Origin of the sequence: Ornithinimicrobium kibberense (assembly GCF_006519705.1) — a bacterium.
GTDB lineage: Bacteria > Actinomycetota > Actinomycetes > Actinomycetales > Dermatophilaceae > Ornithinicoccus > Ornithinicoccus kibberensis.
In genome coordinates, this window is the sequence record NZ_VFXM01000002.1 from 113,318 (window position 1) to 137,008 (window position 23,691).

At 73.9% G+C, this 23,691-nt stretch carries 26 protein-coding genes, 1 tRNA gene and 1 other RNA gene; 16 read left to right on the top strand and 12 right to left on the bottom strand.

Annotation, left to right across the window (positions count from 1 at the left end):
• The first annotated feature begins 36 nt into the window (after nucleotides 1-36).
• On the top strand, nucleotides 37-393 hold the full coding sequence (locus tag FJR00_RS01995) for a PadR family transcriptional regulator (RefSeq protein ID WP_141337246.1): 357 nt from the start codon (nucleotides 37-39) through the stop codon (nucleotides 391-393).
• On the top strand, nucleotides 390-1,175 hold the full coding sequence (locus FJR00_RS02000; protein ID WP_141337247.1) for a DUF1700 domain-containing protein: 786 nt from the start codon (nucleotides 390-392) through the stop codon (nucleotides 1,173-1,175). Before FJR00_RS01995 ends, FJR00_RS02000 begins: the two co-directional genes overlap by 4 nt.
• A gap of 12 nt (nucleotides 1,176-1,187) precedes the next feature.
• On the opposite strand, the gene FJR00_RS02005 is transcribed toward FJR00_RS02000, so the two are convergent.
• From FJR00_RS02005 to FJR00_RS02020, 4 genes are read right to left on the bottom strand one after another with little or no spacing between them, the layout of a single operon-like run.
• The gene (locus FJR00_RS02005; RefSeq protein ID WP_181409456.1) at nucleotides 1,188-1,574 is read right to left on the bottom strand and encodes a DUF4190 domain-containing protein; all 387 of its coding nucleotides are present in this window, start codon (nucleotides 1,572-1,574) and stop codon (nucleotides 1,188-1,190) included.
• Nucleotides 1,575-1,584: 10 nt separating this feature from the next.
• Nucleotides 1,585-2,058, bottom strand: coding sequence for an SRPBCC family protein (locus FJR00_RS02010; protein WP_141337248.1), 474 nt, complete (start codon nucleotides 2,056-2,058; stop codon nucleotides 1,585-1,587).
• A 2-nt stretch (nucleotides 2,059-2,060) separates the two neighbouring features.
• Complete coding sequence (locus FJR00_RS02015) at nucleotides 2,061-2,612, bottom strand: LytR C-terminal domain-containing protein (RefSeq protein WP_075956755.1); 552 nt, start codon at nucleotides 2,610-2,612, stop codon at nucleotides 2,061-2,063.
• A 60-nt stretch (nucleotides 2,613-2,672) separates the two neighbouring features.
• On the bottom strand, nucleotides 2,673-2,984 hold the full coding sequence (locus FJR00_RS02020) for a type II toxin-antitoxin system VapB family antitoxin (RefSeq protein ID WP_141337249.1): 312 nt from the start codon (nucleotides 2,982-2,984) through the stop codon (nucleotides 2,673-2,675).
• Between the two features lie 55 nt (nucleotides 2,985-3,039).
• Here FJR00_RS02020 and FJR00_RS02025 point away from each other — a divergent pair, with 55 nt between their 5' ends.
• From FJR00_RS02025 to FJR00_RS02040, 4 genes are all read left to right on the top strand, one after another.
• Entirely contained in the window at nucleotides 3,040-4,617 is a 1,578-nt protein-coding gene (locus FJR00_RS02025) for a helicase HerA-like domain-containing protein (protein WP_141337250.1), read from the top strand.
• A gap of 45 nt (nucleotides 4,618-4,662) precedes the next feature.
• Nucleotides 4,663-4,752, top strand: a tRNA-Ser gene (locus FJR00_RS02030).
• Nucleotides 4,753-4,916: 164 nt separating this feature from the next.
• A complete protein-coding gene (locus tag FJR00_RS02035; RefSeq protein ID WP_141337251.1) occupies nucleotides 4,917-6,350 on the top strand; it encodes a selenium-binding protein SBP56-related protein in 1,434 nt (477 codons plus the stop codon).
• A 1-nt stretch (nucleotide 6,351) separates the two neighbouring features.
• Nucleotides 6,352-7,029, top strand: a complete 678-nt coding sequence (locus FJR00_RS02040; protein ID WP_238330256.1) for a hypothetical protein — start codon at nucleotides 6,352-6,354, stop codon at nucleotides 7,027-7,029.
• Nucleotides 7,030-7,036: 7 nt separating this feature from the next.
• Here the strand turns inward: FJR00_RS02040 and FJR00_RS02045 are convergent, their stop codons facing one another.
• Nucleotides 7,037-9,211 (bottom strand): DEAD/DEAH box helicase, encoded by a 2,175-nt coding sequence (locus FJR00_RS02045; protein ID WP_141337252.1) that lies wholly within the window; start codon nucleotides 9,209-9,211, stop codon nucleotides 7,037-7,039.
• 281 nt (nucleotides 9,212-9,492) lie between these two features.
• Here FJR00_RS02045 and ffs point away from each other — a divergent pair.
• Nucleotides 9,493-9,589, top strand: an RNA gene (gene ffs / locus FJR00_RS02050) — signal recognition particle sRNA small type.
• A 13-nt stretch (nucleotides 9,590-9,602) separates the two neighbouring features.
• Here the strand turns inward: ffs and FJR00_RS02055 are convergent.
• Nucleotides 9,603-10,652, bottom strand: coding sequence for a zinc-dependent alcohol dehydrogenase family protein (locus tag FJR00_RS02055; RefSeq protein ID WP_141337253.1), 1,050 nt, complete (start codon nucleotides 10,650-10,652; stop codon nucleotides 9,603-9,605).
• Between the two features lie 123 nt (nucleotides 10,653-10,775).
• On the opposite strand from FJR00_RS02055, the gene FJR00_RS02060 reads away from it, so the two are divergent.
• From FJR00_RS02060 to FJR00_RS02070, 3 genes are all read left to right on the top strand, one after another.
• On the top strand, nucleotides 10,776-12,014 hold the full coding sequence (locus FJR00_RS02060) for an arginine deiminase (RefSeq protein WP_075956750.1): 1,239 nt from the start codon (nucleotides 10,776-10,778) through the stop codon (nucleotides 12,012-12,014).
• A 3-nt stretch (nucleotides 12,015-12,017) separates the two neighbouring features.
• Nucleotides 12,018-12,419 (top strand): sterol carrier family protein, encoded by a 402-nt coding sequence (locus tag FJR00_RS02065; protein ID WP_141337254.1) that lies wholly within the window; start codon nucleotides 12,018-12,020, stop codon nucleotides 12,417-12,419.
• 101 nt (nucleotides 12,420-12,520) lie between these two features.
• Nucleotides 12,521-12,952, top strand: a complete 432-nt coding sequence (locus tag FJR00_RS02070; protein WP_181409457.1) for a hypothetical protein — start codon at nucleotides 12,521-12,523, stop codon at nucleotides 12,950-12,952.
• Here the strand turns inward: FJR00_RS02070 and FJR00_RS02075 are convergent.
• Nucleotides 12,903-13,748 (bottom strand): helix-turn-helix transcriptional regulator, encoded by an 846-nt coding sequence (locus FJR00_RS02075; RefSeq protein ID WP_238330257.1) that lies wholly within the window; start codon nucleotides 13,746-13,748, stop codon nucleotides 12,903-12,905. The two genes, FJR00_RS02070 and FJR00_RS02075, sit on opposite strands and share 50 nt — an antisense overlap.
• A 126-nt stretch (nucleotides 13,749-13,874) precedes the next feature.
• Between FJR00_RS02075 and FJR00_RS02080 the strand changes: the two genes are divergently transcribed.
• Entirely contained in the window at nucleotides 13,875-14,153 is a 279-nt protein-coding gene (locus FJR00_RS02080; protein ID WP_141337256.1) for a hypothetical protein, read from the top strand.
• A gap of 9 nt (nucleotides 14,154-14,162) precedes the next feature.
• Here FJR00_RS02080 and FJR00_RS02085 read toward each other — a convergent pair whose 3' ends face one another.
• On the bottom strand, nucleotides 14,163-14,825 hold the full coding sequence (locus FJR00_RS02085) for a DsbA family oxidoreductase (RefSeq protein WP_141337257.1): 663 nt from the start codon (nucleotides 14,823-14,825) through the stop codon (nucleotides 14,163-14,165).
• Between the two features lie 50 nt (nucleotides 14,826-14,875).
• Between FJR00_RS02085 and purF the strand changes: the two genes are divergently transcribed.
• Together purF and purM are read left to right on the top strand one after the other, a co-directional pair.
• Entirely contained in the window at nucleotides 14,876-16,465 is a 1,590-nt protein-coding gene (gene purF, locus FJR00_RS02090; protein WP_141337258.1) for an amidophosphoribosyltransferase, read from the top strand.
• 37 nt (nucleotides 16,466-16,502) lie between these two features.
• Entirely contained in the window at nucleotides 16,503-17,633 is a 1,131-nt protein-coding gene (gene purM, locus FJR00_RS02095) for a phosphoribosylformylglycinamidine cyclo-ligase (protein ID WP_141337259.1), read from the top strand.
• Here the strand turns inward: purM and FJR00_RS02100 are convergent.
• The 4 genes from FJR00_RS02100 to FJR00_RS02115 all read right to left on the bottom strand — a co-directional run bounded on the left by FJR00_RS02100 (nucleotide 17,597) and on the right by FJR00_RS02115 (nucleotide 20,954).
• The gene (locus tag FJR00_RS02100; RefSeq protein ID WP_141337260.1) at nucleotides 17,597-18,133 is read right to left on the bottom strand and encodes a hypothetical protein; all 537 of its coding nucleotides are present in this window, start codon (nucleotides 18,131-18,133) and stop codon (nucleotides 17,597-17,599) included. The two genes, purM and FJR00_RS02100, sit on opposite strands and share 37 nt — an antisense overlap.
• A gap of 55 nt (nucleotides 18,134-18,188) precedes the next feature.
• Complete coding sequence (locus FJR00_RS02105) at nucleotides 18,189-19,961, bottom strand: ABC transporter ATP-binding protein (RefSeq protein ID WP_075956740.1); 1,773 nt, start codon at nucleotides 19,959-19,961, stop codon at nucleotides 18,189-18,191.
• Between the two features lie 30 nt (nucleotides 19,962-19,991).
• On the bottom strand, nucleotides 19,992-20,237 hold the full coding sequence (locus tag FJR00_RS02110; protein ID WP_075956739.1) for a DUF3073 domain-containing protein: 246 nt from the start codon (nucleotides 20,235-20,237) through the stop codon (nucleotides 19,992-19,994).
• Between the two features lie 147 nt (nucleotides 20,238-20,384).
• A complete protein-coding gene (locus FJR00_RS02115; RefSeq protein WP_181409458.1) occupies nucleotides 20,385-20,954 on the bottom strand; it encodes a copper resistance CopC family protein in 570 nt (189 codons plus the stop codon).
• A gap of 60 nt (nucleotides 20,955-21,014) precedes the next feature.
• Between FJR00_RS02115 and FJR00_RS02120 the strand changes: the two genes are divergently transcribed.
• The 3 genes from FJR00_RS02120 to FJR00_RS02130 are packed head-to-tail and all read left to right on the top strand — an operon-like array spanning nucleotide 21,015 to nucleotide 23,691.
• On the top strand, nucleotides 21,015-21,665 hold the full coding sequence (locus FJR00_RS02120; protein ID WP_141337262.1) for an IMPACT family protein: 651 nt from the start codon (nucleotides 21,015-21,017) through the stop codon (nucleotides 21,663-21,665).
• Nucleotides 21,666-21,706: 41 nt separating this feature from the next.
• Nucleotides 21,707-22,963: a carboxylate--amine ligase gene (locus tag FJR00_RS02125; protein WP_141337263.1), complete on the top strand. Its 1,257-nt coding sequence runs from the start codon at nucleotides 21,707-21,709 to the stop codon at nucleotides 22,961-22,963.
• Nucleotides 22,960-23,691 carry an aspartate/glutamate racemase family protein gene (locus tag FJR00_RS02130; protein ID WP_141337264.1) on the top strand — a complete coding sequence of 244 codons (732 nt, stop codon included), beginning with the start codon at nucleotides 22,960-22,962 and terminating at the stop codon, nucleotides 23,689-23,691. The genes FJR00_RS02125 and FJR00_RS02130 overlap by 4 nt, the downstream gene beginning before the upstream one ends.

Below are 23,691 nucleotides of genomic sequence, written 5' to 3' on the forward strand. Positions count from 1 at the left end.
TTGCGCTGCCTGACTAGTCAGGCATATGGTCTAGTCATGCAGACAGAGCAGTGGCCCAGCGAGTGGCTGCGCGGGGTCCTGGGGGTGTGCGTCCTGCGCATCCTCCTGGACGGCCCCAGCTACGGCTACGCCATCACCCAACGGCTGGCCCAGGTCGGCCTCGGCGAGGTCAAGGGCGGGACGCTCTACCCGCTCCTGAGCCGCCTCGAGCAGGCGGGCCACGTCGAGGTCGAGTGGCGGCCCGGCGACGGCGGTCCCGGGCGGAAGTACTTCGCCCTCACCGGTGCCGGCCGTGCCCACGCGCACCGGCAGGCGGCCGACTGGGCCGCCTTCACCACCACCACCCGCGCGCTGACGGACGGCGCGCTCGACCCCCAGGGGGAGCAGCGATGAGCAGGACCAGCAACCAGGGGCACGGCCGGCCAGCACGCGACCGGTCGGCCCAGCACCCGGCGGACCGGGACCCGATCGACCTCGCGCCCAGCGTCGACCGGGCCTGGGCGGACAAGTTCGTCCTCGAGCAGCGCCTGCTCGACGTGCCGGGGGACCGGATCGGGGACGCCCTCGTCACCGTCGAGTCGCACGTGGCCGAGTCCGGCGAGACGGCGCAGGATGCCTTCGGCGACCCCCGGCCCTACGCCCGGGAGCTGGCCGCGAGCCACGGCGCAGCGCCCGGGCCGGTGGGGCCGACCACGGCGACCTGGGCGGTGCTCGGGCTGGTCGGGATGGTGCTGACCGGGTGGGGGTTCTCGGCGTGGCTCGAGGAGGCTCCGGCCGACGTCTCGGTGGGCGCTCTCGTCGGCGGCGCGTTCGTGCTGACCTCCCTGGGGGCGCTCCTGCTGGCCCCGGGCGTGGTCCTGCGCGCCCTGCTCTCCCGGGTCTGGGTCGGCGCGGTCCTCATGGCGGTCCCGGTGATGGCCATGGTCGTCGCGATGGTGCTCCTGCCGGCGACCGCCTTCCAGGCTCCCGCGCTGCCGGTGCTGGCCCTCGGACTGCTCCTCGTGGCCGTCGCCAGCGTGCTCGGGTGGTTCGACTCCGACCAGGCCGACCTGGTCCTGGCCCCCGGGGAACGACCGACCGGAGGCAACCGCGTCCGCCTGCGCCTGGCCCTCGTCCTGCCCGCGGCGACCCTCGTCGTGGTGGTCCTCTCGTCGGTGTTCGACCTGCTGGCCTAAGGAGGGCGTCCCTCAGGCGCCGCCGACCACGACGGTCGTGGTGAACAGCGCGACGAACGCCAGGAACCCCAGGGTCCCCAGCACCAGGAACACGGTCCCGACGATGCCGGTCACCATGCCGCCGACGAGCATCGAACGGTTGGTGGCCGGCACCCCCGATCGGTCGACCTCCTTCAGCGCGCGGTGGCCCATGGCCCAGGCGAACGGGCCGAGCAGCGGCATGACCACGACGCTGAGGATGCCGAGCACGAGCACGGTGGTGCCCTGCGGGTGGGCGTAGCCGGAGGGGGCGCCCCACGTCGGCGGACCGGAGGGGGCCTGCCGACGCTCCGGCTGGAGGGCCCAGGGATCCTCGGGCTCGCTGCCCCCGGTCGGCGGGGTCGGCCGGAACTCGCGCATGGTCGGCACGCTACCCGCGCGCCAGCTTCTCCGCCGCCCGGGCGATGTCGTCCAGCTCGGTCCGCAGCGACTTCTCGGTCAGCTTGGTCCCCAGCGGACCCACCACCTTCAGCGCCAGTCGTTGCAGCCGGCCCGGGTCGGTGACGGAGGCCTCGAAGGTGACGGTGAGCAGGGTGCCCGAGGCGTCGTCCATCGACTCCAGCAGCAGGGTGGTCCGGTAGCGGGTGCTCCCGTCGACGGCCTCGGTGACCGTCCGGCGCAGCGGGTCGTTCTCCACGACCACCATCTCCTGGGTCTCCGAGGCGCCCATCATCCGGCGCGTCTCGCGCCAGCGGGTGCCCACGGCATACGGACCGTCGGAGACGACGTGCAGGGCGGTGACCTGGGAGAGCCGTTCCGCGGCCCGGTCGAGGTCGGTGATCACCTCCCAGACGGATGCCGGCGGGGCCGACACGCGTCGGGACAGGGTGACGTGGTGGTCCATGGTCAGCCTTCCTCGGTGCTCTCGGCGTCGGTCGCGCCGCTCTCGTCGTCACCCGGCTCGGCCAGGTCCTCCCACGCCGACCCCAGGACGAGGTCGACCGAGCTCGCCTGACGTCCGTCCTCGACCAGCTCGACCCCGTCGGGCAGGGCGTCCCGCAGGACCTCGGCCTCCTCGACGCCCTCGGGGCCGTGCCGGACGACCGCGACCCCGTCGATGGTCGCTCCCTCCGGGTCGTTGGCCACCGTCAGCACGTCGAAGGACCGGGCCCGCAGCGCCTCCCCGGCCCGGCCGGCGGCCCCGTTTCCCGCGTTGGCGTTGTAGACGTTCACCGGGACGTCCTCGGGGGCCAGGCTGGGGGCGGGCGCCGGCACCGCCGTCGAGACGGCCGCGTCGTCGGTCCCGCCCTCGTTGAGCCCGAACCATCCCTGGACGTAGGCGAGCGCGAACCCGAAGACCAGGAGCAGGCCGAGCAGGACCGCGACGATGACCAGCCCGGCCCGCCGACGGGCCCGGCGGGCGGCCGTCGACATGCCGGCGGTGCGCACGTAGCCCACGGCTGGTCCTTCCGTCGCGTCGGTCAGGGGCAGGGCGGGCGGAAAACCCGCTGTGCGAGGTTAGCGACCCCGACCGACGTCCAGGTCCAGGACACGCCCGTGGACCACCGGACGGCCCTGCAGGGCGGCGCGCAGGGCCCGGTGCAGGCCGTCCTCGAGGTAGAGGTCGTCCTGCCACTTGACGACGTGGCAGAAGATGTCGCCGTAGAAGGTCGAGTCGGGGGACAGCAGCACGTGCAGGTCCAGCTGGGCCCGGGTGGTCACCAGCTCGTCGAGACGCAGCATCCGCGGCGGCAGGTGGGCCCAGTCGCGGGCCTCGTCTAGGCCGTGCGGCGGGTAGGGGCGCCCGTCGCCCACCCCCTTGAAGATCATGGCGGAAGTGTAGGCGGCGGCGGGCCCGTCCGCGCCCCGCACTAGAGTCGGCGTCGTGAGCGAGGAGAACGAGCAGAGCAGCCCGAGCGCCCAGGTCGACCGCATCCGGGAGGGGTATGCCTTCACCGCGCCGAGCATCGTGCTCGGCGGGGCGGTGCACGAGGGCGAGGTCGTCCCCGACGCGGTCGTCCGGCTGCCCCTGGGCTCGATGAACCGGCACGGGCTCGTCGCCGGGGCCACCGGCACGGGCAAGACCGTCACCCTGCAGGTGCTGGCCGAGCAGCTCTCGGACGAGGGCGTGCCGGTCTTCCTCGCCGACATCAAGGGCGACCTGACGGGGATGGCCTCGCCGGCCGAGGGCGGCGGGAAGATCGAGGAGCGCATGGGGGCCCTCGCGCAGGAGTGGAGCGGCACCGCATACCCGGTCGAGCTGCTCAACCTCGGCGGGACGGGGGTCGGCACGCCGGTGCGGGCCACGGTGACCTCCTTCGGCCCGACGCTGCTGTCGAAGGTGCTGCGGCTCAACAAGACCCAGGAGTCCAGCCTGGGGCTGGTGTTCCACTGGGCCGACCAGCAGGGGCTGGCCCTGCTCGACCTCAAGGACCTCACCGCGGTCATCCAGCACCTGCTCTCCGACGAGGGCAGGGCCGACCTGAAGTCGCTCGGCGGGCTGGCGACCTCCACCGCGGGGGTCATCCTGCGCGAGCTCGTCGGGCTGTCCGCGGCGGGCGGCGACGTCTTCTTCGGGGAGCCGGAGTTCGACACGGCCGACCTCATGCGCCTCACCGACGACGGCAAGGGGATCATCAGCTGCCTGGAGCTGCCGGGCGTGCAGGACAAGCCGGTGCTCTTCTCCACCTTCCTCATGTGGCTGCTGGCCGACCTCTTCCAGGACCTGCCCGAGGTCGGCAACCCCGAGAAGCCCAAGCTCGTCTTCTTCTTCGACGAGGCGCACCTGCTCTTCGACGACGCCTCCGACGCGTTCCTGGACTCCGTCGAGCAGGCCGTGCGGCTGATCCGGTCCAAGGGGGTGGGTGTCTTCTTCGTCACCCAGACCCCCAAGGACGTGCCCGACAGCGTGCTGGCCCAGCTCGGCAACCGGGTGCAGCACGCGCTGCGGGCGCACACGCCGAACGACGCCAAGGCGCTGCGGGCCACCGTCTCGACGTTCCCGACGAGCGACTACGACCTGGAGGAGCTGCTCACCGCGCTGGGCACCGGCGAGGCGGTCGTGACGGTCCTGTCCGAGAAGGGGGCGCCCACCCCGGTGGCCCACACGATGATGCGGGCGCCGCAGGGCCGCATCGGCCCGTCCGAGGAGGCCGTGGTCCGGCAGGTGGAGGCCGGCTCGGCGATCCGGGAGAGGTATGCCGAGGCGCTGGACCGCGAGTCCGCCCACGAGCTGCTCGCGGCGCGGCAGCGTGCCGCCGAGGAGGCCGCCGCCCAGGAGGAGGCCGAGGCCCCGGCCCGGTCCGGGGGCGGGCGGCGCGGCAGGGCGGCGCAGGAGGACAAGGGCGTCATCGGGCAGGTCGTGGAGTCCACGGCCTTCCGGTCGATGCTGCGCTCGGCCGGCACCGTCATCGGGCGGGAGATCACCCGGTCCATCTTCGGGACCAGTCGCAAGCGGCGCTGACCTGCGGTTTCGACCCTCGCGCGACGGTCAGGTATCCTCGTCCGCGGAGGATTCGCATAGTGGCCTAGTGCGCACGATTGGAAATCGTGTTGGGGATGAAACCCCTCGCGGGTTCAAATCCCGCATCCTCCGCCACCGTCCCTCCGCAGGACGCGTCCGACCCCCGGTGCCGCAACGGCCCCCGGGGGTCTTTGCGTGCGCGCCCGGTCAGGAAGGTTCCAGAGGTTCCGCGACGACCGCGGATGTGCCAGGATAACTGTTGCTTGTCCATCGCATAGGAACGACTGATAGGACCTGTCATGGGCACCACCACCTGGCGGCCGGACCCCACCTTCTACCCGTCCCCGGAGCTGGCCGGCGAGGCGCCCGCGGAGCAGCACGCCTTCGTCGCCACCTTCTGGCGGGGGGAGGGGGAGCCGGGCAAGGACGCGCTCGCGGTCGTCTCCGTCGACCCCTCGGCGGAGGACTACGGGCAGGTGGTCGGCTGGTGCGAGATGCCCAACGTCGGGGACGAGCTGCACCACCACGGCTGGAACGCCTGCTCCTCGGCCCTGTGCCCCGGCAGCGCCCACCCGCACGTGGAGCGTCGCTACCTGCTGCTCATGGGGCTGCGCTCCTCCCGGATCCACTTCGTCGACGTCAGGGACGACCCCCGCAACCCCACGATCGCCAAGGTCATCGAGCCGGAGGTGTACAAGGCCCGCAGCGGCTACTCCCGCCCGCACACCGCCCACTGCGGGCCCGAGGGCATCTACGTCACCAACCTCGGCTCCGCCGAGGGGGACGAGGGGCCGGGCGGGATCGCCCTGCTGGACCACGACACCTTCGAGGTCAAGGGCACCTGGGAGAGGGACCGCGGCGAGCAGTACCTGGCCTACGACTTCTGGTGGCACCTCAACCACGACCGGATGATCACCAGCGAGTGGGGCACCCCCCGCCAGGTGGAGAACGGCGTGCTGCCCGAGGACCTGCTCGCCGGCCGCTACGGCAACAAGGTCCACGTCTTCGACCTCGTCCGCCGCACCCACCTGCAGACGCTCGAGCTCGGCCCGCAGTACCAGATGGCCCTGGAGCTGCGGCCGGCCCACGACCCCGACCAGCAGTACGGCTTCGTCGGCGTGGTCCTGAGCCTGGAGGACCTCTCCGGCTCGATCTGGTGCTGGCAGCGCGACGGCAGGGACGGCGACTTCACCATCACCAAGGTGTTCGACATCCCGGCCGAGCCGGTGGCCGACGAGGACGTCGACCGGCTGCCCGAGCTGCTGCGGCCGTTCAAGGCGGTCCCCCCGCTCATCACCGACATCGACCTGTCCGTCGACGACCGGTTCCTCTACGTCTCCTGCTTCGGCACCGGGCAGAGCATCCAGCTCGACGTCACCGACCCGCTGCACCCGAGGCAGGTCGGTGAGATCCGGCTCGGCGGCATCATGACGCGGGCCAGCCACCCCGCCGCCCCCGACCTGCCGCTGGCCGGCGCCCCGCAGATGGTGGAGATCAGCCGCGACGGACGGCGGGTCTACTGGACCAACTCGCTGTACGGCGCCTGGGACGACCAGTTCTACCCCGACGGGGTGGGCGCCTGGATGGCCAAGGCCGACATCGACCCCGGGACGGGCCGGATGACGCTGGACGAGCGGTTCTTCCCCCACGGGGACGACTTCCGCGGCAACCGCGTGCACCAGACCCACCTCGAGGGCGGCGACGCCTCCAGCGACTCCTACTGCTTCAGCTGAGGTGCTGCTGACCCACGCCGGCCACGCCGGGGGCGGTGCGGTCGACGTCGCGGCCCTGCTCGCCGCCCTGGGGCTGGGGCTCTTCCACGGCGTCAACCCGGCCATGGGCTGGTTGTTCGCGCTGTCCTACGGGCTGCAGGAGAAGAGCCGGCGGGCCCTGCTGCGCTCGCTGGCGTGGATCGTGCTGGGCCACGAGCTGTCGGTGCTGCCGACCGCCCTGGTCGTCACCCTCTTCGCCAGCCAGGTCTCCCGCAGCCTCGCCCTGGGCGCCGTCGCGCTCGTCCTGCTGGTCGTCGGGGCCGTGCAGCTGCTGCGGCCGCGGCACTTCCGTTGGGTGGGGATGCGGCTGCGACCCTGGCAGCTGGCCTGGTGGTCCTTCCTGATGTCCACCGCCACCGGGGCGGGTCTCATGCTGGCCCCCGTGCTGCTGGCCACGACGACGAGCAGCCACGAGGACGCCGTCGCCGGGGCCCTCGCCGGCGACCTGCGGGCGGCCGTGCTGGTCGCGGTCGTCCACGCCCTGGGGATGGCGCTGGCCGCCGGGGCCACCGCCCTGGTGGTCTACCAGGTCCTCGGCCTGCGGGTGCTGCGCTCGCACTGGGTCAACCTCGACCGGATCTGGGCGCTCGCCTTCCTCGTCGCGGGGGCCGGGGTGGCCGTGGCCTGGTGGCTGGGCTGAGGCGGCGTCAGCCTGCCGCCGGCCCCACGACGCGTTCCCCGAGCGCCTCCTCGAGGAGCGTGACGAGCGCCTCGAGCTGGACGTCGGCGGAGTCGGGGACCTCCTGGTCGGCCCCGTCGAGGGCCCGCGCCGCCAGCCCCGCCTTGCTGTCGATGAGCTCGGCGATCCTCGTGTCGAGGGTCTGCGCGGCGATGATCCGCCACGCCGTGACCGGCTCCTCCTGCCCGATGCGGTGGACGCGGTCGATGGCCTGGGTCTGCTCGGCGTCGGTCCACGACAGCTCCGCCAGGACCAGGTTGGAGGCCACCTGCAGGTTGATGCCCACGCCGGCGGCGGCCAGGGAGCACACGGCGACGGCCACGTCCGGGTCCTCGGTGAACGCGTCGATGTGCTTCTGCCGGGCCGACGCCGTCTGGTCCCCGCGGATGGAGGCGTACCGGATGCCCCGCCGGGCGAAGGTCTCCTCGGCGGTGTCCATGACGTCGATGTGCTTGGCGAAGAGCACGACCTTCCCGGCGCTGCGGGCCAGCTGCGCGGCGTAGTCGGCCGCGAGCCCCGCCTTCGCCTGACCGATGCGCCGCATCATGCTGAAGACGTTCTCGTCCGAGGCCGTCGCCCTGCTCGCCCGCTCCCTGGCGGCGACCTTCCGCACGAGGTCGTGGTCGACGCCCTCGACGGCCCCGCCGCCGGGTCGCGCCTCCAGCGCCTGCTCGTAGCGCGCGACGAGACGGCGGGCCAGGCTCTGCTCCGCGGCCCGGACGGAGCGGCCGGCCTCGTCGTCGAGCTCCACCGGCACGTCGGCGACGCGGCGGGCGGGCAGGTCGGTGGCCACGTCCACCTTGCGTCGCCGCACGATGCCGCGCTCGACGACGGCGGCGCGGGCGGCGGCGGAGAAGCCCCGGTCGGCCGGCGTGAGACCGATCTCCTCGAGCGCCTCCATCAGCTCACCGACCGGGCGGGTCTCGTCGATCCAGCCGAGGAACTGCCAGATCGCCGTGAAGTCCTCGATGTCGTTGATCAGCGGCGTGCCGGTGAGGGCCATGAGCAGGGGGTGGCCGGTCCGCGTGCGGATGCGCTCGGAGAGGCGCAGGACGTGCTGGGACCGCTGCGACTTGCGGTTCTTGATGTAGTGGGCCTCGTCGACGACCATCCCGCGCAGGCCCAGCTCCCCGAGCCAGCCCACGTGCCGGTCGAGCACCTCGTAGTTGACGACGATGATGTCCGCGAAGCCGTCGATCGAGTGCCCGTCGCCGTGGACCACCGTGGCCCGGTGGGCGGGGGTCCACAGCGCGGCCTCGCGCGCCCAGTTCATCTTGACCACGTTCGGCACGACGACGAGCAGCGGGTAGGCGTCCGCCGCCTGGGCGGCGAGCAGCGCCTGCGCCGTCTTGCCCAGGCCGGGCTCGTCGGCCAGCAGGAACGTCCGGTGGCCCGTCGCGGCCGCGGCGACCACTCTCGCCTGGTGCGGCATGAGCTCGAGCCCGTCGGGCAGCAGGGTGGGGGCCGGTTCCGGCAGGTCCATGCACGAGAGCGCCCCACCGTCCTCGAAGGACCGCAGCAGCGGCTCGATGAGCTCCCAGCCGGCGAGGCGGCGGGGCCTGGCCGTGCGCCGGGCGACGGCGGAGAAGTCGGGCGGGAGGAAGGGGTTGGCGCGCTGACGGGAGAGCACCGACGGGGGCACCACCTGTCGCTGCACGGCCGGCGTGGGCTCGGCCGGCGGGGCCTGCTCGACGGGTTCCTCCGGCACCTCGACGCCGGCCTGCTCGAGGAGCTCGCGGCGCAACGACCGTGCCCGGTCGGTGATGACGGCGTCGTCGGCGAGCAGGCCGAGGAGGGTGGTGTCGCGGGCGGCGGTCGTCGCCAGGATGGTGGCGATGCCGTCGAGGCGCTTGAGCTCCTCGGTACGCCGCGCCGCCGACATCTCCCCGTCCGCCTTGACGCGGGCCCGTTCCTCACGCATGAGGAGCGCCACCACCTGGAACTTCGTCCGGACCGAGGGGGGCGTGCGGCCGCGCCTGACCGCGGCCTCGACCTCGCGGACCACCTTGGCGAGCACCTGGATCGTGCCGTCGGCGTCGTGGCCAGGCCCGCGCCGGGTGCGGGTGCGGGCGTCGTGCTGGCGCGTGCGTGCGCCGTTCTGACGCGTGCGTGCGCCGCTGGGACGCTGGGCTCCTCGAGCCACGAACTCCTCCTCAGGAGTGGTCGGTCAATCCCCGGCGGGACCTGGCCCGCACCTCACCCGCAGGCGAGGACGCCCGGCAGCCCCGGACGGAGACGTCCCCGGGAGCGAGCTGGTCCAGCGGATCTGCAGCAGATCGACGCGTCGAAGGTGTCCAGCCGCGATGGCACCACCAGCGTACCGCGTGGCGGGCGTCGTGCGGCCACCCCGGGGCGCGGCCCGCACGTCGGCCGCACGTCGACCCGCTCGTTGGCCCGTCCGCCACCGGTCGCCTACACTGGTCCCCGGACCCCTCGTGCGGTGGTACCTCACTGAACTCCCCCAGGGCAGGAATGCAGCAAGGGCAGGTGAGCTCTTCCAGGTGCGCGAGGGGTTCTTCCTTCCCCGAACCCCCTCAGGGCGTGAGCATGACCTTGATCGCCCGGCGCTCGTCCATCGCCCGGTAGGCCTCGGCCACCTCGGCCAGCGGCAGCGTCAGGTCGAAGACGAGGCCGGGCTCGATCTCGCCGGCGAGCACGTCGTCGCGCAGCTGCTCCAGGTAGTGCCGGACCGGAGCCACCCCGCCCGCCAGCGCGACGTTGTGCCGGAACATCCGCCCGACCGGCACCTCCACGCCGTGCGGGACGCCGACGAAGCCCACGGTCCCGCCCGGGCGCGCCGAGTCGAACGCCTGGGTCATCGACTCCCCGGTGCCGACGCACTCGAGCACGCGGTCGGCCCCCACGCCGTCGGTCAGCTCCAGGATCCGCTCCGCACCCTCCTCGCCCCGCTCGGCGACGACGTCGGTGGCGCCGAACCGGCGGGCGATGTCCTGGCGCGGCTCGTGGCGCGACATCGCCACGACCCGGCCGGCACCCATCCGGGCCGCCGAGAGCACGGCCGACAGGCCCACCGCCCCGTCGCCCACGACGACGACGGTCTCGCCCTCCTGCACCCCCGCCGAGACCGCGCAGTGCCACCCGGTGGCCATGACGTCGGACAGCGCCAGCATCGAGGGCAGCAGATCCTCGTCGGGCACCTCGGGCGTGGCGACGAGGGTGGCGTCGGCGTAGGGCACCCGCATCACGTCCCCCTGGCACCCGGGCGTCCACTCCCCGTCGCCGTCCCGGCCGCCCCAGCCGTCGCCGCCCAGCACGCACGAGGTCTGCACGCCGTTGCGGCAGTGGGCGCACCGGCCGCAGCTGAACCGGAACGGGGCGATGACGAACTGCCCCGGCCGCACCGAGGTCACCTCGTCGCCGACCTCCTCGACGATCCCGACGAACTCGTGGCCGATCCGCCGCGGCTTGTCGACCCGGTTGATGCCCCGGTAGGGCCACAGGTCCGACCCGCAGACGCAGCTCGCGGTCACCCGGACGATCGCGTCGGTCGGCCGGACCAGGGTGGGGTCGGGCACCTCCTCGAGGCGGACGTCACCGGGCGCGTGGAGGATCGTGGCTCGCATGGGCGCCATCCTGCCACCGGCGCCCGACCACCCCTGACGGCACCTGCACCCCATACCTCGTCCGTGGGAGGATGAGGCGCCCCGCCGCCCGGTCGGGCGTCCCACGAGAGAGGAAGCCACGGTATGCCGTTCCACGTCGGCTCCGAGGTCGGTCGCCTGCGCCAGGTCATCGTCCACCGCCCGGGCCTGGAGATGCACCGCCTGACCCCGGCGAACAAGGAGCGCTACCTCTTCGACGAGATCCTGTGGGTGGAGAAGGCCCAGGAGGAGCACGACCACTTCTCCCGGCTGATGACCGACCGCGGTATCACCGTCCACCACTTCGACCAGCTGCTGCGCGAGACCGTCGCCGTTCCCGAGGCGCGCCGCTACATCCTCGACGCCTCCCTGGACCAGCGGCACGTGGGGCCGATGGCCGCCGAGGAGCTGCGCACCGCCTTCGAGCAGATGGACGACGCCCGGCTGACCCGCCACCTCATCGGGGGGATCACCAAGGCCGAGGTGCTCGACGCCATCCCCTCCCCGCAGAGCCTGATGATCGAGCAGCTGGACCTGCACGACGCCGTGCTCGCGCCGCTGCCCAACCACCTGTTCACCCGGGACACCTCCGCCTGGGTGCACGACGGCGTCGCGGTCAACTCGATGCACAAGAAGGCGCGGCGCCGGGAGACGGTGCACTACGACGCCATCTACACCTACCACCCGATGTTCGCCGACGCGGGCATGCGCTGGTGGGCCCACGGCGTGCACGACGGACCGGCCACCGCCGAGGGCGGCGACATCCTCGTCCTCGGCCGGGGGGTCGTCCTCGTCGGGCTGTCCGAGCGCACCACGCCGATGGGCGTGGAACGGCTCGCGCGCCGCATGCTCGCCGCCGGCGACGTCACCACGGTCGTCGCGCTGGACATGCCCAAGGCCCGGGCGGTCATGCACCTGGACACCGTGATGACGATGATCGACGAGGGCACCTTCACCCGCTACAGCGGGCTTCCGGACCTGCCGTCGTGGACGATGACCGCCGGGGACGTGGCGGGCGACGGGGAGGTCGACGTGGTCATCCGGCGCAACGCGCCCGAACGGATGATGGACGTCATCGCCGAGGCGCTGGGCCTGGACTCGCTGCGCGTGCTCGCCGCCGACCAGGACCCGCGCGCCGCCGCCCGCGAGCAGTGGGACGACGGCTGCAACGTGCTCGCGCTGGAGCCCGGCGTCGTCGTGGGCTACGAGCGCAACACGGTGACCAACGACTACCTGCGCGCCCAGGGCGTGGAGGTGCTGACGATGTCCGGCTCCGAGCTGGGTCGGGGCCGCGGCGGTCCGCGCTGCATGTCCTGCCCGATCGAGCGCGACCCGCTGGGCTGAGGCGTGCCGGCCCGACGGCGCACCGACCCGGCCGAGGGGGAGCAGGCCCTGGCGGCCTGGCGCGCGGCCATCCAGGGGGAGGACGACCCGCAGGTATGGCGTGCCGCCACCGCCGCGCTCGGGCGCGCCGTCCTGGGCCCGGCCGTGCGGTGGACCACCGAGGAGCTGGCGCTGCGCGCCCCCGGGCGGTCGGTCGAGGTGCGGGTCCCGCCCTACTCCGCCGTCCAGTGCATCGAGGGCCCGCGGCACACCCGCGGGACCCCGACGAACGTCGTCGAGACCGACGCGGCCACCTGGCTGGCCCTCGCCACGGGCAGGCTGTCCTGGGCGCAGGCCGTCGAGGAGGGGACGGTCAGCGCGTCCGGGCAACGGGCGGACCTGTCGGGCCACCTGCCCCTCGTCTGAGCCGTCGGGGTACGCACCACTGCGTATGGTGCCCGCCGCACCGCTGCCGCCACGCTGGTCCGGGGCGCCCCGCCGGGGCGCACGACGACGAGGGAGCAGCCATGCGGATGGGACAACGGGCCGTCGGGGCCCTGGCGGCCGGGGCCGCCCTGTCGTTGGTCGGGGCCACCGCGGCCTCGGCGCACGAGTGCTACAAGCACGACTGGCAGGAGCAGGCCTACGAGCGGCTGGCCGCCAACGGCACCGCCTGGGTGCCGGTCAGCGGGATGGTGCGGATGTTCCTCCTCGCCCCGGACGAGCAGGAGACCTGCGGTCCGGTCGCGGACGCGGTGGTGGCCGACTGGGTGCAGCTGTGGGGGTTCGAGCAGGAGCCGCTCGTCCACAGCAGGGCCACCATCGGGGCCGGGGCCCACGCCAAGGGCAAGAACCCGCCGCCGATCGGCTACCTCACCGACGACCACTTCGGCAGCCTCTTCGGCATGCTCATGCCCGCCCTGGTCGAGGCAGGCTGCACGCTGCCGCCGATGGAGTGAGCGCCCGGTCGCGGACGGAGCCTTCCGGCACCGGGTCCAGGAGGGGCGGTGCCGGGAGCAGCCCCAGCCGCTGCCCGGCGAGGACGGCGGAGAGCCGGTCGACCGCGCCGAGCTTGCGGTAGAGGTGCTCCTGGTGCTTGTGCACGGTCCGCGGGGAGATCGCCAGCCGGGAGGCGATCGCCGCGGCCGTGCGGCCCTGGGCCAGCAGCGTGAGGATCATCCGCTCCCGGGTGGTGAGCGGCGGAGCCTCCGGCGGCGCGGGGGCGAGGCGGTCCAGCAGACCCAGGTGGGAATCGGCCCCGACGATGGTCGACAGCCCCTCCTCGAGCCGCCCGACCGCGGACGGAGGCAGCGGCTCCTCGGCGACGAGCACCCACCCGCGCCAGTCCCCACGCCGCAGCTCCCCGGGGTCGCGGGCCGTGGGGATCGTCAGCTGGTGGGGGGACAGGCGCAGCCGTTCGTACTCCTCCTGGGTCTGCGCGTCCGGCGTCCACCCGGCAGCCACGGCGTCCTGCAGGAGCGTGGGGCGCAGCGAGCCGGTGTCCCGGTGGAACCGGGTGAAGGGGTGCTGCAGGAACCGTTCCGGGCCCGGCCACTCCTCGGCAGGCGGCAGGGGGGTGGACGCCGGCGCCGCGATCTGCCAGTCGGTGACCCCGGCGCGGAAGCTCAGGCGCACGGCCATGGCGGCGCCGCCGACCTGGGCCAGCCAGGTGCCCATGACCTCGACGGCCGTGGGCACGTCCTGCGCCTCCAGCATCTGCACCGCCAGCTCGGCGGGGGTGGGACCGGCGACCACGCGGAGCTCCCTTGCCCGTGCGACCCTGCGGCCACCGGCGGTGGCCGACCTGGCAGCGATTGTGCCGTCTCCGGCGGCCGCGCGCTCGGCGGGCGTCCTCCCAGCCACCGGGGTGATACTGGGAGGGTGGCACGCGAGCGAGACGACCTCGAGACCGTCGACCGGCCCGGGCCGGAGCACGTGCCGGTGCGTCGACGGCCGGACCTGGTCCGGTTCCTGACGACCGGGGCCGTGCTGGGCGCGGTCCTGGGTGGCCTGCTGGGCTGGCTGGGCCCGAACGCGGCCGGGCGCACCCAGGTGCAGGAGGTGGTCCTGCTCGCCGCGGTGGGCGCGATCACCCTGGGCCTGCTCGCGGCGGTGGCCTACCTCGTGGCCGACCGCGCCAGCCTGCGCGGCCAGGACTGACCGGCAGCCTCAGGCCCCGTCGGCCAGCCCCCGCCTGATCGCGTCGGCGAAGGCCTCGACCGGCTGGGCCCCCGCGACCCCGTAGCGGTCGGCCACGACGACGAACGGCACTCCCGTCGCGCCGTAGGAGCGCGCCCGCGCGATGTCCGCGGCGACCGCGTCGGCATACTCCTCGCCGGCGAGCACCGCGCCCACCCGGTCGGCCGGCAGCCCGGCCCCGACCGCCACCTCCGTCAGCACGTCGTGGTCGCTGACGTCCCGCGCGTCCGCGTGGTAGGCCGCCATCAGCGCCTCGACGAGCCGGGCCTGCAGCGACGACCCGCCGATCTCCCGTGCCAGGTGCAGGAGGCGGTGCGCGTCGTGGCTGTTGACGTGGGGCGCCTCCTCCGGGCGGTGCGTCAGCCCCTCCTGGGCGGCCAGGTCGCGGACCTGCCCGACCATCGCCGCCACCTGGGCCGGCCCGGCCGCGTAGCGCCGCCCGAGCGCCTCCACCGTCGTCTCGGCCGGCGGGACCGGGGCGTCCGGGTCGAGCTGGAAGGACCGCCAGACGACCTCGACGCCGTCGGCACCGTCGCCGTCCTCGGCACGGACGACCTCGATGGCCTGCTCGAGCCGGCGTCGGCCGATGGAGCACCAGGGGCAGACGATGTCGGACCAGATGTCGATGCGCACCCGGCCCAGGGTAGGCGGTCGCACGGGATACCCCTCATGGCCCCTGTGGGATGATCGGGGACGTGGCACGCGCTGACGGACGGCTCTCGCACGACCTGCTGCCCGGGGAGCGCCTGCCCCAGGACGCCTGCGGGGTGTTCGGGGTGTGGGCCCCCGGCGAGGAGGTCGCCAAGCTCGCCTACTTCGGCCTCTACGCCCTCCAGCACCGCGGCCAGGAGGCGGCCGGCATCGCCACCAGCGACGGGCAGCGGCTGGTCGTCTACAAGGACGTCGGGCTGGTCAGCCAGGTCTTCGACGAGTCGGCGCTCGCCTCCCTGCAGGGCCACCTGGCCGTCGGCCACTGCCGCTACTCCACCACCGGCCGCAACTCGTGGGAGAACGCCCAGCCCACCCTGGGCGGCACCGCCGACCACACGGTCGCCCTCACCCACAACGGCAACCTCATCAACACCGCGGCCCTGCGCGACCTGCTCGCCGAGTCGCACGGCGGCGACCTGCGCACCTCCCCCGGGGAGGTCGGGCGCGGCAACACCACGGACACGGCCATCGTCACCGGCCTGCTCACGGCCGACGCCGACCTGCCGCTGGAGGAGGCGGCGATGCGGGTCCTGCCCCAGCTGCGGGGCGCGTTCAGCCTGGTCTTCTGCGACGAGACCACCCTGTATGCCGCCCGCGACCCGCAGGGGGTCCGTCCCCTCGTCCTCGGTCGTCTCGAGCGGGGCTGGGTGGTGGCCTCCGAGACCGCGGCCCTGGACATCGTCGGCGCCTCGGTCGTCCGCGAGGTGGAGCCGGGCGAGCTCGTCGCGGTCGACGAGAACGGCCTGCGCTCGCAGCGCTTCGCCCCCGCCGCCCCCAAGCGGTGCGTCTTCGAGTGGGTCTACCTGGCCCGGCCGGACACCACGATCGCGGGGCGGGAGGTCTACGACGCCCGGGTGGAGATGGGCCGCCGGCTCGCGGGGGAGCACCCCGTCGAGGCCGACCTGGTCATGCCGACCCCGGAGTCGGGCACGCCGGCGGCGATCGGCTACGCCGAGGCCTCCGGTATCCCCTTCGGCCACGGGCTGGTCAAGAACGCCTACGTCGGCCGCACCTTCATCGCCCCCAGCCAGACGATCCGCCAGCTCGGCATCCGGCTCAAGCTCAACCCGCTGCGCGACGTCATCAAGGGCAAGCGGCTCGTCGTCGTCGACGACTCGATCGTGCGCGGCAACACCCAGCGGGCCCTCGTGCGGATGCTCCGCGAGGCCGGCGCCGCCGAGGTGCACGTGCGCATCTCCTCCCCGCCGGTGCGCTGGCCGTGCTTCTACGGCATCGACTTCGCCACCCGCGCCGAGCTGATCGCCACCGGCCTGGACACCGACTCGATCCGGGCCTCCATCGGGGCCGACTCGCTGGGCTACATCAGCGAGGACAGCATGGTCGCGGCGACCGAGCAGGACCCGTCCGCCCTGTGCACCGCCTGCTTCAGCGGCAGCTACCCCATCGAGCTGCCCGCCGAGGACCAGCTGGGCAAGGACGTGCTCGAGCTGCAGGTCCCCGTCCGCGAGGGGGCCGACCCGACCGACGTGGGCACGCTCGACGTCGAGGGGGTCGCCCCGTCCGCGGCCCTGGGCGGCTCCGACGCCGTGCGTCGTCCCTGACCCGAGCCGCGCCGTACCGACCCGTCCGGAGGATCCGATGACCGACCAGCCGATCACCTATGCCAGCGCAGGCGTGGACGTCCACGCCGGGGACCGCGCGGTGGAGCTGATGAAGGACTCCGTCCGCCGGGCCCAGCGGCCGGAGGTGCTCGGCGGGCTCGGCGGCTTCGCGGGGATGTTCGACGCCTCCGCGCTCAAGGGCATGCGCCGCCCGGTGCTGGCCACCTCGACCGACGGCGTCGGCACCAAGGTCGCCGTCGCCCAGGCGATGGGCGTGCACGACACCATCGGCCAGGACCTCGTCGGCATGGTCGTCGACGACATCGTCGTCAGCGGGGCCGAGCCGCTGTTCATGACCGACTACGTCGCCTGCGGCAAGGTCGTGCCCGAGCGGATCGCCGCGATCGTCTCCGGCATCGCCCGCGGCTGCGAGCTCGCCGGCGTGGCCCTCGTCGGCGGCGAGACCGCCGAGCACCCCGGGCTGCTGGAGCCGGACGAGTACGACGTCGCCGGCGCCGCCACCGGGGTCGTCGAGCACGACCTGGTCCTGGGCCCGCACCGGGTGGAGCGGGGCGACGTCGTCCTGGCGCTGCCGTCCTCGGGGCTGCACTCCAACGGCTACTCCCTCGTCCGCCGGGTCGTCGCGGCCGCCGGGTGGGGCTGGGACCGGCACGTCGACGAGCTCGGCCGCACGATCGGCGAGGAGGCCCTGGAGCCCACGCGGATCTACACCCGGGCGCTGCTCGAGGTGGTCCGGGCCGACGTAGGGCTGCACGCGCTGTCGCACGTCACCGGCGGCGGGCTGGCCGCCAACCTGGCCCGGGTGCTGCCCAGGGACACCCTGGCCACCGTCGAGCGGGTCTGGTCACCGCCTCCCGTCTTCCGCCTGGTGCAGGAGCTGGGCCGGGTGCCGCTGGCAGACCTGGAGCAGACGCTCAACATGGGCGTCGGCTTCGTCGCCGTCGTCGCGCCGGAGGGTGTCGCGCGCGCCCAGGAGATCCTGCGGGCGCACGGCACGGAGCCCTGGGTGGTGGGGGCGGTCGGCGATCCCAGCACCGCGTCGACCTACGGGGCGCCCGTCGTGCAGGGTGCCAAGGGCGTCGACGGGGGAGCGGTGCAGATGGTCGGGGACTACCCGGCCTGGGCCGGCGTCACCAGCAGCCAGTAGCTGGTCGGTCCCCGGGTGCCGACGGTCCCGGTCCACCGGGTGTCGGCGGCGTCGGGCGTCAGGGCGGTGCGCACGCCGCCCTCCTCGTGGTCGAAGAGCACCACGCTGCGGGCCGGGTCGGCCAGGTCCACCTGCACGGCGTTGGCCACCGTGTCGATCGGCACGTCCTCGAACAGCCACGTCGGGCCCTCGGCGGAGGCGGGGTCGCGCGGGCTGGACTGGTGCCACAGCCGCACCCGTTCGTCGGTGACGTCGGTCGGGACGCACCCGGCCGCCGTGACGTCGGCACCCGTGGCGTCCTCGCCCAGCGGCTCCTGGCACACCCGCAGCTGCACCTGCAGGTCCTGGAAGTTCAGCAGCCGGGTGTAGGCCCACGTCGAGAGCACGCCGACGAGACCGAAGAGGAGCAGGACCACCCAGAGGCGGTTGCGCCGCACCTTGCCCTTGACGACGGCGTCGTCGGCCGTCCACCTGGCCTCGTGCCGTGCTCGCTGCGCCATCCCGTCCGGTCCTCCCCGTCGTCGCCAAGGATCCAGGGTATGCCGTGCGCGCGGCTCAGCCCACCCCGTCCGCGAGCACTCCGGTCTGCACCGCCCACAGGTCCGCGTAGGGCCCCGGGCGCGAGACCAGCTCGTCGTGGGTCCCGGCCTCCACGACCCGCCCGGCCTCCAGCACCCAGATCCGGTCGGCGTGCCGCACCGTCGAGAGCCGGTGGGCCACCATGATCGTCGTCCGACCCTGGCTGACCTCGGCCAGCGAGCGCTGGATCGCCGCCTCGGTCTCGTTGTCCACGGCCGAGGTGGCCTCGTCCAGGACCAGGACGGCCGGGTCCCGCAGGATGGCCCGGGCCAGGGCCAGCCGTTGGCGCTGGCCGCCGGACAGGGTCACGCCCCGCTCACCCACGAGGGTGTCGTAGCCCAGGGGCGTGCCGGTGACGAACTCGTGGGCGGCTGCCTGCTCCGCGGCCCGCCGGACCTCCTCGCGGGAGGCCTCCGGTCGGCCGTAGGCGATGTTGTCGGCGATCGTGCCCTCGAAGAGGAACACGTCCTGGGCGACGTAGCCGATCCGGCCGCGCAGCGACTCCCAGGTCAGCTCGCGCAGGTCGGTGCCGTCGAGCAGCACCTGGCCCGACCGGGGGTCGGCGAAGCGCAGGAGCAGTCGCAGGAGGGTGGACTTGCCCGCGCCGGTCGCGCCGACCACCGCGTGCACCTGCCCGGCCGGCACCTCCATCGAGACCCCGTGCAGGACGTCCGGCCCGTCGGCGTAACCGGCCCGGACGTCGACCAGCTCCAGCTGCCCGCGCACCCGCGGCAGCGTGCGGTCCCCCTCGACGGTCAGCGGCTCCTCGTCGAGCAGGGCCAGGATCCGGCGGACGGAGGCCATCGCCCGCTGGTAGAGGTCGAGCACCTCGCCGACCGAGGTCAGCGGCCACAGCAGCCGCTGGGTCATGAAGACGAGCACCGAGTAGAGGCCGACCTCCAGGGTGCCGTCGAGGGCCATCCAGCCGCCCATGAGCAGGGTGGTGGTGAACCCGACCAGGATGGCCATGCGGATGAGCGGCACGAACGCCGCCGAGGCCCGGATGGCGTCGGCGTTGGCCAGCCGGTAGGCCTCGGACACCTCGCGCACCCGCGACAGCTCGCGGTCCTCGGCGGTGAACGACTTGATCGTCGCCATCCCGCCGAGGTTGGCCGAGACCAGCCCGCTGATGCGGGAGACGGCGGCCCGGACCACGGCGTAGCGGGGGACCAGGTGACGCTGGAACCACAGCGACCCGGCCACGATGACCGGGATGGGCAGGAACGCCAGCAGGGTCAGCGTCCAGCTGCTCGCCGCGAAGACGGCCCCGACCAGGACGATGTTGAGGGCCAGCGTCCACAGCTTGTCCACGCCGGCGTCGAGGAAGCGCTCGAGCTGGTTGACGTCGTCGTTGACCACGGCGAGGGTCCCGCCGGTGGGCCGCGACTCGTGCCAGGCCATGTCCAGGCCCTGCACGTGCCCGTACGCCTCCAGCCGCAGGTCGTGCTCCACCTGCTGGGCCAGGTTGCGCCAGGTCAGCGCGGCCAGGTAGTCGAAGAGCGACTCCAGGACCCACACGACCGCGTTGACGACCGCGAGCCAGACGAGCTGCTCGCGCCGGTCGGCGACCCCGAGCAGGTCGGCGACGAAGGAGTCGCTGCCGCGCACGACGACGTCGATGGCCGCGCCGATGAGCAGCTCGGGCATGACGTCCATGACCTTGCGCACCGTGGACAGCAGGAACGCCAGCACCACGCGTGCGCGGTACTGGCGGTACCTGGTCCAGAGCTGGGCGAGCGGGTGGGTCACCTCACCACCCGGACGCCCGGACGGGGACGATCACCTCGGGTCGGGGTCTCCCGGGGCCCAGGCGTCGTCCTCGTCGTCGTCGGTGTCGTCGACGTAGGCCGCGTAGGGGTCCTCGTCGTCCTCCTCCTCGGCGTCCACGTGGTCGCTGTCGTCGGGAAACTCACCTCGCGCGCTGCGGAGCTCTCGCTCCAGGGCGGTGAGGTCGGTGCTGGGAGCCGAGTACTTCAGCTTCCGGGCGACCTTGATCTGCTTTGCCTTGGCTCGGCCGCGCCCCATGGCGTGACCCCCTCGTGTCGTGTCGTCCGGAGCGGCACCGCTGGCTGATCAACCTGGTCGCGCAGCCGGTCCGGGAGTGCGAATGTTCGTGGGGCCAAGGTTACATGAGACGGGGCTCACGACCCGCATCGCCCGGGCCGGGGCTGCTCAGCCGCGCCGGTTGCGGGTCCAGGTGTGCACGAGGATGGCGCCCAGCCCGACCACCGCCAGGCCCAGGACGACCCAGACCCAGCCGGGCAGCCCGGTGTCCACCCCCTGCGCCACGGGCGACCCGGCCTCCTCGTCCTGGGCAGCGTCGTCGGTCGCGTCCTGCTCCTGGGCCGTGCCCTGCTCCTGGGCCGCGCCCTGGTCGGCCCCCTCGCCGACGGTGAAGCCCAGCGTGCCGGAGATCGGGTGGCCGTCGGAGCTGGTGACCCGCCAGGCCACCTGGTAGGTCCCCTCCTCCATCCCGGCGACCTCCTGGACCACGTCCTGACCGTCCACGACCGGTTCGCCCACGAGGTAGTCGCCCCCCTGGCCGCCGGTGACCGCCACCTGCGCGCCGATGACCGCCACCTCGCCGGAGAAGGTGAAGGTCAGCGAGCCGGGGGCCTGCGCCAGCACCGCCCCGTCCTCGGGGTCGGTCCCGACCAGCTGGTCGTGCGCGGAGGCGGTGCCGGGGGCCAGGAGCAGCCCGGTGAGCAGGACGAGGAGCAGGGGACGCAGGAACCTGAGCACCCCTCCACTGTAGGCCGACTCCGACGCCCCGTCGGACGCCGGAGCGCATACCCTGCCCGGATGGGTCCCACCTCCTACCGCACCGTGGCCGCCGCGGCCGAGGCGACGGTCGAGGACCGCCGGTCGGTCTTCACCTGCTGGCTGCGCCGCGCCCAGGACGAGGACCGGGCCCGCGCGGTCGTCGAGGAGGCCCGCCGCACCTTCTGGGACGCCCGCCACCACTGCTCCGCGTTCGTGCTGGGGCCGGCCGGGGCGACCGTGCGCAGCAACGACGACGGGGAGCCGGCCGGCACCGCCGGGGCGCCGATGCTCGAGGTGCTCACCGGGTCGGGGCTGACCGAGGTCGTGGCCGTCGTCACCCGGTGGTTCGGCGGGACGCTGCTGGGGGGCGGGGGACTGGTCCGGGCCTACTCGGGAGCGGTCCGCGAGGCCGTCGCGCAGGCCCGGGTGCTCACCCGGGTGCAGGTCGAGGAGGTCGACGTCGTGGTCGGGCACGACCTGGCCGGCCGCCTCGAGCACGACCTGCGCGCGCGGGGCGTCACGGTCCCCTCGGTCGGGTATGCCGAGCAGGTGCGGCTGCGCGTGCAGGTGCCGGTCGACCGGGCCGACGAGCTGCCCGGCCTGCTCGCCGGGCTCACCGGCGGCGCCGCCGTCGTCGACGAGGACAGCCGGGTCCGCAGCTGGGCGGACGAGGGGTCCGCGACGCCATGACGACCAGCGGCCGGCACGGCCCCGGCTGGTACTTTTCCCGCATGCCCCCGCACCCCCCGACCGTCCCGTTCGTGCCCGTGGTCATCGGGGGCGAGCTGGCGACCTACACCCTCGCCCGGGCCTTCCACGGCGAGCTCGGGGTGCGCACGACGGTGATGACCCGGGGCGTGCCGGCCCCGGTGCGGGGCTCGGCGATCATCGACGACGAGGTCGTGCCCGGGCTCGACGACCTCGACGAGGTGGTGGCCGCGGTGCACCGGGTGGCCGACGCCCACCCCGGCCGCCGGGTCATGCTCATGGGGACGATGGACTGGTGGGTCGAGCGGATCGTCTCGCTGCGGGACCGCTTCGACGAGCGGGTCGTGGTGCCCTACCCCGAGCTGCCGCTCATCGAAGCGCTCAGCGACAAGGAGCGCTTCGCCCAGGTGTGCGCCGAGGTCGGGGTCACCCATCCGCGCACGGTCGTCCTCGACCCCGACGTGCCCGAGTCCGGGGTGCCCGCGCTGCTGGCCGACCTGCGCGCGCCGCTCGTCGTCAAGCCGGCCGACTCGCCCGCCTTCCACGGGCTGCTCTACGCGGGCAAGCAGAAGGTCGGCTACGCCGACGGGGTCGAGGAGCTGCTCGCGCTGCGGCGCGTCATGACCGGCGCAGGCTACGCCGGCGCCCTCGTCGTCCAGGAGCGGGTCCCCGGCGGCGACGAGCAGATGCGCGTGCTGACCACCTACTCCGACCGGTCCGGCCGGGTCCGCTGGGGCCGGATGGGGCACGTGCTGCTGGAGGACCACGACCCGGGGATGATCGGCAACCCGCTGGCGGTCGTCCACGGGGCCAGCGCGACGGCGATGGCCGACGCCACCCGGCTGCTGGAGCACGTGGGGTGGACCGGCTGGGCCAACTTCGACATCAAGGTCGACCCGCGCGACGGCCGCGAGCACTTCTTCGAGCTCAACCCCCGCCTGGGCCGCTCGCACGGCTACCTCACCGCGGCCGGCCACCCGGTCGCCACGCCCTGGGTGCGCGAGCACGTCGAGGGGCTGGACCCCTACGACGGTCTGGAGACCGGCCCGGAGACCGACGACTGGCTCTACTCGATCGTGCCCGTCCCGCTGCTGCGCCGCTACGTCACCGACCCGGGGACCCGCGAGCGGCTCGCCCGCATCCGGCGCACCGGGCGGGTCGTGCGGCCGTTCGTCTACGGGCCCGACCGCGGGCGGGACCGGCGCCTGGCCCAGCTGAAGAACGACCTGCTCTACGCGCGCAGCTTCGCCCGGTACTACCGCAGGCCGGTGACCTCGTGACCGCCGACGACCGGCTGCTGCCGCCCACCTGGGACCGGCCGGTGCTCGGGGTCCTCGGCGGGATGGGGCCGGCCGCCACCGTCGCCTTCCTCGACGCGCTCGTGCGGGCCACGCCCGCCGGGCGCGACCAGGACCACATCGACACCGTCGTGCTCGGTCACGCCTCCACCCCCGACCGCACCGCCCGGCTGCTCGACCCCGACCTGCCCGACCCCACGCCATACCTCGTGGGGGACCTGGAGCTGCTGGCGCGGCTCGGCGCCACCTGCGCGGTGATCGCGTGCAACACCTCGCACGCCTTCCTGCCCGCGGAGCTGCCGCTGCCGCTCCTCTCGCTCGTGCGCGTCGGCGCCGGGGCCGCCGTCGACCGGGCCCGCGCGCAGGGCGCGGCCCGACCTCGCGTGCTGGTGCTGGCCACCGACGGGACCGTGCTGAGCCGGGTCTACCAGGACGCGCTGGCCGACCTGGGCGCCGAGCCGCTGCTGCCGGACGAGGACGGCCAGCGGGCGGTCATGGCGATGATCTACCAGGGGGTCAAGGCCGGGGTCCACGTCCCGACCGGGCACTTCCTCGAGCTCGTCGGGCGGCTCCGCGGGGAGGCCGACACGGTCCTCCTGGGCTGCACCGAGCTCTCCGTCCTGGCGGAGCAGGCGGGGCACGCCCTGCCGCGGTATGCCGTCGACGCCCAGGCCGCGCTCGTGGCCCGGGTCGTCGACGAGCTCGGCTGA